This is a genomic window from Brasilonema angustatum, from assembly GCF_059505445.1.
Window position 1 is genome coordinate 17,208 of sequence record NZ_JCACKO010000151.1, and the last position, 13,716, is coordinate 30,923.

The following is a 13,716-nucleotide window of genomic DNA, read 5'->3' on the forward strand; positions in this document are numbered from 1 at the left end:
TAGTTTTATTTATAAGCATTTGGCTCTGTTAATTTTCATACATTAATTAACTGACTGTCATATTTCGTTTTATGTATGATTGTAGATACGTTTTCATTGTGCTCCCAAATATATTCTGTTTGTTTGAAATACTACTATCGTGTTTTCTTTTGTTTTTCTTCATAAATAGCGCTCCTTGAATGAGTCAGGGTTGATAGCCAGAAAGTCACCATAAGTATATAGAGTTGAGTGAATTGAACTTATGCAGTCACAGATTTGAAGAGTGTGTGCGTGAAGCACCTGGACGAAGCAGAGAGCCAAGAAGAGAAAAAAGCAGGATTTGAGAGCGCTTGGTTGTGTGATAAAGTTATGAAGTCAACTCGTGTAGAACAACAAAAGCTGTAAACTCTATAGAATTTGTGACATTTCTTAAAATTTTTTCAAAATCCACAATTGTTTATTTTTGAAAAGAAAGTTAATGTGCCCCCCCTATCCAAACCTGTTGAGGGGGCGAGTCGAGATGATTAAGCTGCAGGATATTCCAGATGTTGATTGTTTTGTAGAGTCTTGACATTTACGTTGTTGGTAACGGCGTATTTTCTTGTCGCTTTCTTTGGCTGTTGGTGAGAAACAATATCATACACAGCTAAGAGTGCAGACTCAATAGAACCTTGAAGCCAAGCAGGATATTTAGAACAATGTTCGCCAGCGAAGAAGAGAGTGTTTTGGGGTCTGGCAGCTTCTAAGTAACTGATAGTATAGTTAGACTCATCAGACATATCATCGCTCCAATGAACAGTGCATCCACCCGCACTCCACTGGTAGTTACCCCAGGCAATTGAAGCCACATCTAAAACCATACCAGGAGTTTGGAGTTCTGGATGAAGTTTGCTGACGACGTTCTTGACGTAAGCGTGACGCTGTTGCTCAGACATCATTCCCAAGCGTTGTGCATCGTCACCGATAGTATAACTCGCAAGCATCGTACTACCACGTTCGGAGTTGAATTTCACAGAAGGATAGTATGTTTGGCGAACGCCATCACCGCTGAAGGATGCACCACCCTTGATACCTTGTTTTTCCCAAAAAGCTTGTTCTGTGTGAAATGCAACCTTGGTTGCTGGACAATATATAGTATTGTGGATTGATTCCAGTTTTCTGTCGTCAAATCCGCTCAAGTCCATTTTCCGCAAGACTGAGAAGGGGATAGTGCACAACACATAGTCGCAACAACAGGCGTGCAACTGCCCATTTTCCAAGTAATCGACTTCCACGTGGTCTTGACGTACACGCAGTGCCACAACTTGTTGGTTGCACATAATCGGAGCTTTAATTGAAGATACCAGACGCTGGATAAGTTGATCCATTCCGCCTTTGAGTTGTAATAAATCGTGACTGGTTTCAACTAAGATGTCGCCCAGGAACATATCCAAAGCTTTGCTGCAACCAGCGCGAAAACTTGGGTTATCTTTAATGAATGCCTGTAAGTCGATAGTTTCGCCGTCTTCGCTAAAGTAAGGTTCTAAATCCAGTCTTTCCAATTCATCCATTAAGTGTGATTTGAGATCTTGTTCCAAACTTGCACGCAAGTTACCAGGGGAAATAGTATCGACGATGGTTTTCAACCATCCAGCAAATAGTTGGGTTTTCTCGCTGTAACGATTGTCTGTAAAAATTCCTTGATAACGTTCTTGAAACAGGCGGGGCGCGTCTTTGATCCGGAAAATTTTTCCTTGGATGTTCATCAAAGCGTTTTGTTCTTCAAATACTGTGACAAATTTGCAAAGTTTATCATCTAATCCCATTTGCGAGACGTAGTGCAGTGTATACTGATGTTCACTGGGGATACGCATTGCTCCCAGTTCAGCGTAGGGTGCGTCAGGTTCGTTACTAAAACGATGAGTCCAAACTCGACCACCGATACGTGGGCTAGCTTCCATAATATCTACTTGATGACCTAGACGTTCCAATTCGTAGGCTGCAACTAAGCCAGCAATTCCCGCGCCTAGGATCGTGATATGCTTACCTTTTTGGAAGTTTACCAATTTGCACATATCGAGCATTGTTGTGGTATCCATATTCTGGTTCCTCCAATCAATAAATTGATTCAAAATTTTATACCGGGAGAGGAACTTTTTTTATGCATTTAATTTGTGAACTTATCAGGAAGTATCTTCACTTGGGGAACAGGGAGCAGGGAGCAAGGGGAGCAGGGTTAATGCATAATTTATAAGCGATTAAGCGAACTTGATACTATACATCACCCTCCGGTCTCGCTGCGCTTTAGACCTCTGGGCGTGCGCAAAGCGCATACGCCAGTCGCCTGGCTGTCGGGAAAACGTGCTTGTGCTACAACGGGACGCCAGTTGCTACAAGTCGGCAGAGCCGACGGCAGATGCTTCAAGCCGGGAAACCCGTCCAACGCACTGCTTCCCCAACCCACTGGCGAACTTCGTTCCGCTCCGCTAACGGGAACCCCAACGCCAGAACAAGCGTGAGGGAAACCCTCACGCTTGTTCTGGCTCCCTCCGGGGAGAACCTGAGCCCTATGGCTAACGCCACGGCTGCGCCTAACGGGCACGGCCCCGTGCCGAACGGTTCCGCTAGCCCCTAAGGGGGCCGGAGCTAACGCTAACACCAGTCGCCTACGGCGGGAAACCCGCCTGCAGCGCTGGATTCACCGCAACGCACTGGCTCTCCTACCAAGAGCGCTGATCTCACCTCACTCCGCCCTCGGGGACACCTCTCCACTCGCTAGTGCGCTTTGCGCTTACGCTCAAATTCGCTGATTAAAAAAAAGAAAAAGATTTTTATTCTTCATTTGAAACGATCAAATTCAGCGAAACAGCACCAGGTGAGGTCATTGAACCGCAACGCGCCCACCACTCTAGAAAAAAAAATGTGTTTGTTGTGAGTTAGGGCTGCATAATCATCATTTTCTGCTGGTAATGAACTCATAGTTAATCAATCAAAGGTAAGCAAAAAGAAAAAAGGAGATAAAAATATGACTTCATTACTCAGTAAATTTAACAATAAAAATGCAAAGAACATACAGATTGATGGTAATCTTTTACTGATTGTTTCTATATCGTTAGTAGCAATTAGTGGAGTGGTTGGTATTAATCCTATAATGCCAAATATTGCAAAAGCTCTCAACATTCCAGCACAAGAAGTTGGACTAATAATGACAACTTTTTTGATGCCGACTACAGTTGGAACTTTGATTTTTGGAGCATTAGCAGACCGTATCGGCAGAAAGAAAATCCTGATTCCTTCTCTTTTACTGTTTGGAGTTGGTGGAATATTGTGTGCGATCGCCAATAATTTTCATAGCTTACTAGAGTGGCGCTTTTTAACAGGTGTTGGTGCTGCTAGTTTAGAATCTCTAGAACTCACTCTCATCAGCGATTTATATAGTGGTAAAATGCTCACCACTGCAATGGGTTTTAACTCCGCAATGATTGGCATTGCAGCAACAATCTATCCTCTCATTGGTGGGTTTTTAGGAGAGTTGAGTTGGCGATATCCGTTTTTACTATCAATTTTAGCCTTCCCTGTTGCACTGTTGATTTCTAAGAATCTGAAAGTACCAAGCAAGCAAAAAAGCACTGGCAATTTGAATCTCAGCAATTATCTCAAAAATACTTTTAACAATGTCAAGAATCCTCAAGTATTTGGGCTACTGTTTGCGGTGTTTTCCCTCTTTGTCATTGAGTTAGGAACTTTCTATACCTATGTCCCCATCTTTGCAGCAACTCAATTAGGCGCTTCTGGAGTAGAAATTGGTATTATCATTTGCTGTCAGTCACTCGTTTTTTCCTTTGCTGCTTCCCAGGTGGGATTTTTGGCAAATCGGCTTTCAGAAAAGAAGTTAATCATGTTAGGTTTTCTTCTGTGTGGTTTGTCACTACTGATTATGCCTGCAATGAATAACACTTGGTTGCTGATCATTCCCTCTGTTATATTTGGTGTTTCTGTAGCCTTGATTTTTCCACCTCTGCAAGCAACGTTAGCAGGAATTGCCCCAGAAGGTTACCGCGCTGGATTTATGGCACTCAATGTTACAGTTCAATCACTAGGAAGAGCATTAGGTCCGTTATTCGCAGGTCTTGCTTACAGTGCTTGGGGAATACAAGGAGTCTTTTATGCAAGTGCTGTTCTTATTATCATCACAGTTGTTGTGTTTGGTTTGCTGCATACTTCTAAAAAATTGAGAGTTGTGAATGGCTAAAGCTGTAAAACTAATTTTCAACATGAAGCGTTTTTATAATGTTAGGGTCGAGAGAAATATAACTACTCGACCCTTTGCATCGGAAAAAACTATATATAAGTCCCGCTATTTATCCCAGTGCTAGCCTGCAAAGTTGGCACTGGGATAAATGGCGCTTTAAGCTAAAATGAAAATACCGTACGAAGTGTGCCTGTTACAATTGTGCCGTTGCTTTCTTCATTTGCAGCATGGTTAATCACTTGAATTGATGGTGTTATTTGAATCTCTCGACTAAACGGGAAGTTATAAAACGCCTCAAAATTAGTCTGAGTTGAATTCCCGATTTGATTGACAATAAATGGCTGACCGACAGCAACCCCAGCTAAAGCACCGCGTGTAAACAAGTCTCGCACCCCAACTCCCGCCATCCAGTAATTGGGTTTAATGTCGCCAAAGGCAGTGTTATCAAAGTTACCGTAACCGTAGCGACCAAAAATACCAAACTTTTGTGCAAGGGTCAGTTCAACATTTACGCCATAGCTATCAAAACGGTTTTTGAATAGTTCGCCACCACTATATTGCAGACGCAAAGCAAAAGCCTTGGAGGGTGCATATTCTAGTTCTACCGTACCTTGATAGGTATCTCCAAATAAGCCGCGATCGCCTGTAATATTAGGATCAATATTGGGAGTACCAGGAGGAGCAAATTGCCTGGGATATAGTAGGCTTGTGAATGGTGAAAGACCCTGAATGACTCCTCCCTGTTGGATAGGATTTGCTGGATCTGATGCAGCATATACAGCCCGCAAGGAAAATGCTCCATTGCGTGGTTTCCAGTCAATTGCTGCACCTGCATTCTGACCGTTAACTGGGAAGAGAATAAAGTTATTTACAAAAGCTAGAGTGCTAAAGTCCCGGAAGCTGAGGTAAGCGTAACTGTTGAAGTCAACAAAATCGGTTGGGAAAATACTTGGACCAACAGTGACTTTAAAGTCATTAGCGAGTTGAAAGCTGTAATACAGTCTGCTCACACCTAGCTTACCATTTGTGGGTGGCTTGACTGAGTAGTCTATAACACTACCAAAATTTGGCTCCAGCAAACCTGCAGCATTGTCTTTCCCACCATTAGCTACCTGATCATCAATACCACTTCCAGTATCAAGGCGAATTTTTAGTAAGTCAGTTCCACGGAAGCTAGTGTCTAAATCTACACCTGCTCTATACAACACTGTGGAATTGGGTTGGTTGGTAATTCTGCCTGTGGGGTTATCAGGGGTGCGATTAGGGTTAATTATGCGATCGCCATTAAACCCACCAGAATTCACAGAAACAATAACCTGACCTTGCAGCTTGGTCGTTGTGGAAAATTGATTAGCTTCCAGTTCGGCTGTACGTGCTTCAAGCACATCTACTCTACCTCGTAAAGTTGCCAACTCAGCAGTAAACTCCTGCTGTAGCTTTTGCAAAGTTGCTAAGTCTTCTTTTCTCACCAAATCTGTTGTTGCGGTAGCTACGAGTTCATTAACGCGGTTTAAGCACGCATTCAATCCAGCCGCAAACTCATAACGCGTCATCGCCCGATTCCCGCGAAAGGTTCCATTCGGATACCCAGCAATACAACCATAGCGTTCAACCAGAGACTGCAACGCCTGAAATGCCCAATCAGTGGGTTGAACATCACTCAGTTGATTAACATTTGTCACCTGATTCATTTCAGGTGTACTTTTTTTTTCTTGGTTTTGACTGACAAAATCTGCTGTACCACCTGAAGTGGGAGGCATTTGAGCCTTTGTTGAACATGTTCCTAAAAGTAATAAACTGAGCAGGCTGACTCCAGAAGCAATTGTATGAGTCAAAAATTTTTCGTAAACTTGAGTTTTTACAGTCGTATTCTCAGACACTTTTTTCTTCTGCATTTCGTTATTTATTTTTGAGAGCAAAAATTCAACTTTTACTTGAACAAAAAATCACAAGATAAGACACTTTGGTTTCAAGTCTGGATTTGTCACCACGATTTCACAAAGACTTATCTGACCTGGATGAACGGCAAAATAAGCCATTCAACACTTTGTCAAAATTTGGTGCATCGTCAAGGGTGCTCGAAATTTTATCTGTCTCAAGCTTGTGAAAATTGCGATCGCCCCTTGGGCGATCGCATAACTTGTGACAAACGCGGGTCAAAGTTTCTTCTAGCCCTTTTCAACTCACTCAAATACACATATTGTGTAGGGGAGCCAGTGCTGCCGATATTGCAATCCTCACCCTATTCATTTTGAGGGTGTATTGCACCTGTATTTTTATATAGCAATCCTGAATCATACCTGAAAAAATACTAAACCCAAATGTAGTACTCTTTTTGCTAAGTATATCTTGCTTGTATGGCTACAATGCTTAATTTCTCGTAAAAATTAAGCGTCAAATATTTAACTTAGTTTTCTAGAAAGAAGTACAGTATCTTCTCAGAAATTATCTAGGATTGCTATATTCCATCCGATTGCAAACCACTGTAAGTTGAAAAAAGTTGTTCAACAACAAGCTTATTATCCAATAAAAGTAACTGAAAAAAAAGCAGATAAAGTGTTTAGATTACAAATTAGAATATCTTGCATGAGGCTTTAAATATCAGTACCAATTATCTATCAGCTTTGATAATTCAAACCTATGAAAATAAGTTCGTAGTAAGCGTAGCGCTTATATAAGCACTACGCTTATTACAAACCCTGGGGCGCTCTGTACAAATCTATACAGTAACGAAGGTGACACCCTTGTTTTTAAGCCATTTAAGGGTGTTTGAGTTTATGAAACACAACTCTCTACTGTTCTGGACTTTATCGAGCTGAGTGTGAGCGATTTGGAATATAACTGGGACGAATTCTGATCAAAAGCCCCTCTAACTCGGTCAATTAGTGCCTCTAAGTCCACAGGCAGAGTGTCACCTCTCCAAGCTACGTGTCCATCAGGTCGTACCAAAACATAGGCACGCTCATAAAGCTTGGCAATTTCAAGCTTATCGATGTGCTGGATAATCATTGGCACTCCTTTTTCCTGACAAATCTTTGTTAATGTTTCAACTCTGTGTGTGGAGTCGAAGCACATCAGCACAAAAGAATGACCGAACAAATCCAGAGTAGATTTTCCAGGTTCCAACCAGGCATGTGGTGCCCGATTGCCAGGGTAACTACTTTGTTGCCACTCGAAGGGGTCATCGCTCGGAGGTGTACCGTCAGCAATGATGGCAGGGGACTCATAACGGAACCCGAAGTGAACCCCAGGGGCATCAAACTCGCGTTTCACGTTACCACGTTCCATACCAACAGCCATTTCTTTGCGGATTTGTTCACCTTCTTTTGAATCACTCATAATAACTGGAGGGACGGTGCGTTTTTGAGTGCGTTGCAAATTGGCGTTTGCTGCTTCAAGGTTTCGCACTGCGATCGGACGTCGTTCCATTTCATAAGTGTCCAGTAAGTTGGAACCAGCCCAGCCCTTAAGAGTGGCGGCTAGTTTCCAGCCCAAATCAGCAACATCACCCATGCCAGTATTCATTCCAAAACCGCCAGAGGGGGAAAGTGTATGAGCGCTGTCACCGACGAAGAAGATATTTCCCACTCGGTACTTCTGTGCCACTCGGTGGGTGAGACGCCATGGAACGTTGGAAACAATCTCAAAAGGGGTATCAATTGATATGGCGGCACGGATGGCCTCTTCAGCGTCACGCACACTTCCGTCTTCATTTGGCTTTAAAATCAGGCGATACAGTGAGTCTCCATCTACTGCGCGGAGTGGTTCTTGAATAATTGGGTTGACCAAAAAATATACCATTGCATGGTTTTTTCCCATCACAGTCGCCAGTTCAGGTGCTTTAAACACAACACTCTGATACGCCTGGGTGGGGTGAAAGCTAGGAGTATCAACACCACAAGCCTTACGTACTGTACTGCGAGCACCATCGCAAGCTACCATGTATTGGGCGTGAATGACTTCTGTGCTTTGTGTTTCCAGGTTTGTTACATGGGCAACGACACCCAAATCTTTCTGCTCAAAACTATCCAAGCGAGAGAGAAGCCGAATCACTCCATCTGGATATACTCCCAAGAAATTTAGGAATACTGGAGCAAACCAGTTTTGCGGACAGACTTGCTCTGGCTCTGGTGTGTAGTCAGGTAGCGATCGCTCGGCATAGGAGGGAAACTTAGCTCGGTATATTTCGTGTCCACCAACGGATGTAACCCAGGCAACATCTAGGGTATGCTCACTAGGCCAACCAGCATTGCGTATTTGTTGAGCAATGCCCCAACGGCGGCAAAACTCCATTGAGCGGGGTCCAACTGTACTGACTTTGGGATCACTCACCACCCCATCAGTCTGGTCTATAAGAATGCAATCGATACCTTGGTAGCGTAGTTCCACCGCCATTGCTAGACCAACAGGTCCGCCACCGACTATTAGTACATCTGTTTTAATGTTGCTCATGGGATTTATCACCGTTCAAAATTTGGTTGTTATTATTTTTTAAAATTGGTATTAAACTCTTGACTTCTACAGAGTGCAGTATTTCTCAGGCTTTTGTTAGGTAAGAGTTTGAAGCAATTTTCTGATGTCGAACTCAGGTTTATTTATGTTCTTGTCTCTCAATTTATTTCCAAACACCCTTGCTCTACATCTAATAAATGTCATCTCCAAACCATTACATTTGTCATGAGGTTATATTGTTGATTGATCGTTGTAATCTATAGCAATCCGTGCAGGAGTTGTGAAATTACTCGTTGAGGTAGGGAACAGGCAACAGGGAACGCTTAACAGGGAAGAAGAATGTACAAATTTACTTTGTTTTTTCACAAATGAAATAGGACTGCTATAGCAGTCATTGTTGCAAGCGATCGCCCAGAGGGCAGACGCAAGGGGCGTGCATCGCAAAGCGCGTATCAGAAGCAGGGCGCTTTTATCAACGTACCCAACTATAGGACTCCTATTTGATTTTTGTTGGCGCAGCCTGCGCTTTGCGCTTAAAAAACTCCGTAGGCGTTCACAGTAGTGTTTAAACTCCTGTAAACGGTTACTATGAAACTGACGGAGGCAATCTCCGTCAGTTCTTTTTTATTAACGGCGATCGCCTAGAGATGGAAATTCATAACTTTTAAGCGATGGCGATGCTCACTCGGGGAGCCGCGCAAGGCGCGATCGCACTCACGAAAGAAGTTGTGTTTATAGAATCAGCAACAGCAGACACTGATATATTTGGTGAATCTTTTTATTTGCGACTACAACCCTCTTGACAAAGTGCTCATTATCTCAACTTGTCACGAATGATCTGAGTCTCTGACTAGCGGCAACGAGACCAGCAAAATATGAAAGAAACACCTTCTTCCCTTACACCCCTACACCCTTACACCCCTACACCCCTGTGTTTCTTGAAAGTCTCTAGTAGATAATGGTTTTTCTTAAGGATCAAAGCAATGTAGGTATTTTAATGGCAAATAACTTTAAGCAAAGACTGAAACAAAAAGAAACTCTGATCGGTATTGTAATCAAACTCCCTAGCTCAGAAACTGCTGAAGTGTTGTCACACATTGGGTTTGACTGGTTTTGGATAGATATGGAACATGGGGCTCTCAGTTTAGAAAAAGTCCAGTTAATTATGCAAGCAAGTGGCGGGCGCTGTGCAAATTTAGTCAGAGTACCTTGGAATGACGCCATTTGGATAAAGAGGGTACTAGATACCGGATGTGATGGGATAATTCTGCCTCAAGTCAAAACACCTCAAGAGGTTAAATATGCCCTTGAAGCTTGCTTATACCCTCCACAAGGAAGTCGGAGTATTGGAAGTGGAAGAGCACAAAACTATGGAATGAATGTTCAAGAGTACTTGAAGACGGCAAACGAAAACATAGTCATTATTCTACAAATTGAACACATTGATGCAGTGAAAAACATTGAATCCATAATTGATGTTCCTGGTTTCGATGCTATACTGATTGGCCCATTTGATCTTTCCGGCAGCATGGGACTGCCTGGTCAGATTAATCATCCTGATGTACAGAAAGCAATTAATTCGGTTAAAGAGGCATGTTTGAATAAAAATATACCTGTCGGTATTTTTACTACTGATTCTAAGGGAGCAATATCAGCAAAAGAAGCAGGATATAGCTTGATCGGAGCAGGTGTTGACGCAGTGTATCTCTGGAAATCGGCAAAACAAACTCTTGAAGAGATTAATTCAATCTAGCCTCCTGTAAACGGTTACTATGAAACTGACGGAGATCGCCCCCGTCAGTTGTTTTTTAATAGCAATGTTTACAAAAAACCTGTTTCAAACCCTTCAAGACATTTAAAAAGTATCCAAGAATTTTGCAACAGTATGCACATCCTTGTCACCACGTCCAGAAAAATTGATGACAATTTTAGGAGAACCAGTCAGTTGTGGACAAAGAGTTTCCAACAAAGCGATCGCATGAGAAGTCTCTAGTGCTGGAATAATCCCCTCCAGTAGCGACACACGTTTAAACGCTTCCAACGCCTGCTGGTCAGTCACACTGTAGTATTCAGCACGTTCTATCTCTTTCAAATAACTATGTTCTGGACCAACACCAGGATAATCTAACCCTGCACTGATAGAGTGTGCTTCTGTGATCTGACCATCCTCATCTTGCAAAACATAACTCATTGCACCGTGCAAAACACCGACTTTTCCTAGTGTCAAAGTTGCTGCGTGTTTTTCAGTATTAATTCCTTCACCCGCCGCCTCAACTCCAATCAGGCGTACAGATGGTTCATTGACAAATTCATGGAAAAGCCCCATTGCATTGGAACCTCCGCCAACACAAGCAAGCAGAATATCTGGTAGTCCACCCCATTTTTCTTGAGACTGGCTGCGAGTTTCTTTACCAATGATTGCTTGAAAGTCTCGGACGATCATCGGGTAGGGATGGGGACCTGCAACGGAACCTAAAATGTAATGGGTGGTTTCCACATTCGTTACCCAATCCCGAATCGCTTCTGATGTTGCATCCTTGAGGGTTCCAGTTCCTGCTTCCACTGGACGAACTTCTGCTCCCATCAAGCGCATCCGAAATACATTCAAGGCTTGCCGTTCCATGTCATGGACGCCCATGTAAATCATACACTCCAGACCAAAACGGGCGCAGACTGTGGCGGTTGCAACACCATGCTGACCGGCTCCGGTTTCAGCTATGATCCGCTGTTTGCCCATCCGTTTGGCGAGTAATACTTGAGCTAGGGCGTTATTAATTTTGTGTGCGCCTGTATGGTTTAAGTCTTCTCTTTTTAAGTAAATTTGCGGTCCAGTTCCATCTGGTTTGGCGTAGTGTGCTGTCAGGCGTTCGGCAAAGTATAGGGGAGTAGCACGTCCTACGTAGTCGCGTAGTAGTCCCTGTAGTTCATTCTGAAAATCTGGATCATTGCGGTATTTTTGATACGCTGCTTCTAATTCCGAAAGTGCAGGCATTAATGTTTCGGGTACATACTTGCCCCCAAATTGACCAAATCTGCCTAATGCATCGGGTTGTTGAGTTGTTCTAGGTGTATCTGCTAACATGGAATCTGCTCCGTAAAACTTATTTAAAATTGATCACTTTCTCATTAATTTCCTGCTTCACCAAAGGAGTCGGCTTTTGATGCGTGAAATTTGGAACTGAATTTTCAGGACTTATGCTAAAACTATCAAAAAGTTCAATTAATTTCACTGCAGCAGGTAGAGAGAAAAAGATGAAAATGCGTAACTCCGAAAATGTTACTTTCTAATTCCCGCAGTGGGGGTAATTGCTGCTTTCAAATCGGTACAGAAATCTTTAATAACTCGCAGTCCTTGGTTCGGTGTGTTTTCTCCCAAGCGTTTCACAAAGGCGCTTCCCACAACCACTCCATCTGCGCCCCAGTCTTGAACTTGATGAGCTTGTTCTGGGGTAGATATACCAAAACCAACGGCTATTGGCTTGTTTGTGACGCTGCGGATTTCTTTGAGCACATCTTTTACGCGTGTCTGGATTTGTGAACGTATGCCTGTGACACCTGTGACACTAACTAAGTAAATAAACCCACGAGATTGACGAGCGATCGCCTCAATTCGCTGTTTGGGAGTGTTGGGAGTGATTAATAGTGTGACTTCAATTCCTACACTGTCAGCAGATTTCAATAAATTGTCTGCTTCTTCTAAGGGTAAATCCGGTACGATTAACCCCTTGATTCCAGAATCAGCAACTCGCTTGAGGAATTGTTGGATGCCGAGATTTAAAATTGGGTTGTAATAGGCGAAGAGGATGATGGGCGATCGCACACTCTTAGTGGCTGTTTGCGCCATTTCTAAAACATGAGCTAGTCGAGTTCCCCCCTTAAGCGCACGAGTAGCAGCCGCTTGAATCACTGGTCCATCCGCCAACGGATCTGAGTAGGGTACTCCTAGTTCTATGAAATCTGCACCATTGGCGTCTAATATTTTTAGGGCTTCGGCTGTTGTTTCCAAATCTGGATCGCCTGCTGTGATGAAGGGCATTAAAGCACATTGGTTTTTTGTGCGTAAATATTCAAACTGTTCTGAGATAGAAGTCATCTTAATTAAATCCTAAAAGCGAACAAATAGAGGAAAAGCAGAATGAAAAATGCAAAATTCAGGATGAAGTCAAGATTTTTTTTACATTCTTAACTCCTTGACAGCTTGCTCTAAATCAGCTTGCTTGACTAAAGATTCTCCTACCAACACAGCTTTAGCTCCCGCCTGAGATACAAAAGCTAAATCAGAAGATGTGTACAAACCAGACTCACTCACGATTGTAATATCTAAATCACTTAACTTTTGTTGACGTTCTCTCAACAGGTGTTTCGTGATTTCTATGTCAAGGGTAAAGTCTTCCAAATTGCGGTTGTTAATTCCGACAAGTTGCACATTGGATAATGCCAGTACTCGGTCAAGTTCAGTCAAAGTATGGACTTCCACCAATGGAGTCATGCCCAAATGCTGAATAATGTTTAGAAAATGTTGCAGTGTTTCGTCGTTTAAAATAGCAGCAATGAGTAGCACTGCATCTGCACCATTGACTCGCGCTAGATAAATTTGGTAAGGATCTATAACAAACTCTTTGCAAAGTAGCGGCAACTCTACATTATTTCTAATCAGTCGCAAATTCTTAAAACCGCCCTGAAAAAATTTCTCGTCAGTTAGCACAGAAATACAAGTCGCGCCGCCTCGCTCATATGCTTGGGCAATTTTTACTGGTTCAAAATCAGCACGAATAACTCCTTTACTTGGTGAGGCTTTCTTGACCTCTGCAATAACGCTAGGAGGAGTATAATTTTGCCGTATGGCATTCAAGAAATTTCGCACAGGAGGAGCAATATTGACCTGAAGTTTTAAGTCGGCTATTGGTAGTTGCTGTTTCATGAGCGCAACTTCTTGTTGTTTATGCTCAACAATTTCTTCGAGAATATGGCGCGATTTGGTAGACGTAGTTGCTTGAGTTGATTGCTGGTGAATATTTAGCATTTGTTTATAGTGGTTATTAGTTCAACAAAGG

At 42.8% G+C, this 13,716-nt stretch carries 10 protein-coding genes; 4 read left to right on the plus strand and 6 right to left on the minus strand.

All coding sequences use genetic code 11. The features are described 5' to 3' along the window. Positions 1 to 503: 503 nt before the first annotated feature. The gene (locus tag AC5JM2_RS32320) at positions 504 to 2,057 is read right to left on the minus strand and encodes a flavin monoamine oxidase family protein (protein ID WP_495839713.1); all 1,554 of its coding nucleotides are present in this window, start codon (positions 2,055 to 2,057) and stop codon (positions 504 to 506) included. 219 nt (positions 2,058 to 2,276) lie between these two features. Here AC5JM2_RS32320 and AC5JM2_RS32325 point away from each other — a divergent pair, with 219 nt between their 5' ends. Beyond that, positions 2,277 to 2,477: a hypothetical protein gene (locus tag AC5JM2_RS32325; RefSeq protein WP_495839715.1), complete on the plus strand. Its 201-nt coding sequence runs from the start codon at positions 2,277 to 2,279 to the stop codon at positions 2,475 to 2,477. A gap of 506 nt (positions 2,478 to 2,983) precedes the next feature. Beyond that, the gene (locus tag AC5JM2_RS32330) at positions 2,984 to 4,210 is read left to right on the plus strand and encodes an MFS transporter (protein ID WP_495839716.1); all 1,227 of its coding nucleotides are present in this window, start codon (positions 2,984 to 2,986) and stop codon (positions 4,208 to 4,210) included. 161 nt (positions 4,211 to 4,371) lie between these two features. Here AC5JM2_RS32330 and AC5JM2_RS32335 read toward each other — a convergent pair whose 3' ends face one another. After that, positions 4,372 to 6,105 carry an iron uptake porin gene (locus AC5JM2_RS32335; RefSeq protein ID WP_495839717.1) on the minus strand — a complete coding sequence of 578 codons (1,734 nt, stop codon included), beginning with the start codon at positions 6,103 to 6,105 and terminating at the stop codon, positions 4,372 to 4,374. 880 nt (positions 6,106 to 6,985) lie between these two features. Next, positions 6,986 to 8,662 (minus strand): FAD-dependent monooxygenase, encoded by a 1,677-nt coding sequence (locus tag AC5JM2_RS32340; RefSeq protein ID WP_495839719.1) that lies wholly within the window; start codon positions 8,660 to 8,662, stop codon positions 6,986 to 6,988. A gap of 671 nt (positions 8,663 to 9,333) precedes the next feature. Here AC5JM2_RS32340 and AC5JM2_RS32345 point away from each other — a divergent pair. Both AC5JM2_RS32345 and AC5JM2_RS32350 read left to right on the plus strand, forming a co-directional pair. Further along, positions 9,334 to 9,465 carry a hypothetical protein gene (locus tag AC5JM2_RS32345; protein WP_495839721.1) on the plus strand — a complete coding sequence of 44 codons (132 nt, stop codon included), beginning with the start codon at positions 9,334 to 9,336 and terminating at the stop codon, positions 9,463 to 9,465. A gap of 155 nt (positions 9,466 to 9,620) precedes the next feature. Continuing rightward, a complete protein-coding gene (locus AC5JM2_RS32350) occupies positions 9,621 to 10,415 on the plus strand; it encodes an HpcH/HpaI aldolase family protein (RefSeq protein WP_495839723.1) in 795 nt (264 codons plus the stop codon). Positions 10,416 to 10,517: 102 nt separating this feature from the next. On the opposite strand, the gene trpB is transcribed toward AC5JM2_RS32350, so the two are convergent. From trpB to trpC, 3 genes are all read right to left on the minus strand, one after another. Further along, positions 10,518 to 11,744: a tryptophan synthase subunit beta gene (gene trpB, locus AC5JM2_RS32355; RefSeq protein WP_495839725.1), complete on the minus strand. Its 1,227-nt coding sequence runs from the start codon at positions 11,742 to 11,744 to the stop codon at positions 10,518 to 10,520. Between the two features lie 195 nt (positions 11,745 to 11,939). After that, complete coding sequence (gene trpA, locus AC5JM2_RS32360; RefSeq protein ID WP_495839727.1) at positions 11,940 to 12,755, minus strand: tryptophan synthase subunit alpha; 816 nt, start codon at positions 12,753 to 12,755, stop codon at positions 11,940 to 11,942. Between the two features lie 81 nt (positions 12,756 to 12,836). Then, positions 12,837 to 13,685 (minus strand): indole-3-glycerol phosphate synthase TrpC, encoded by an 849-nt coding sequence (gene trpC / locus AC5JM2_RS32365; protein ID WP_495839729.1) that lies wholly within the window; start codon positions 13,683 to 13,685, stop codon positions 12,837 to 12,839. Between the last annotated feature and the right edge of the window lie 31 nt (positions 13,686 to 13,716).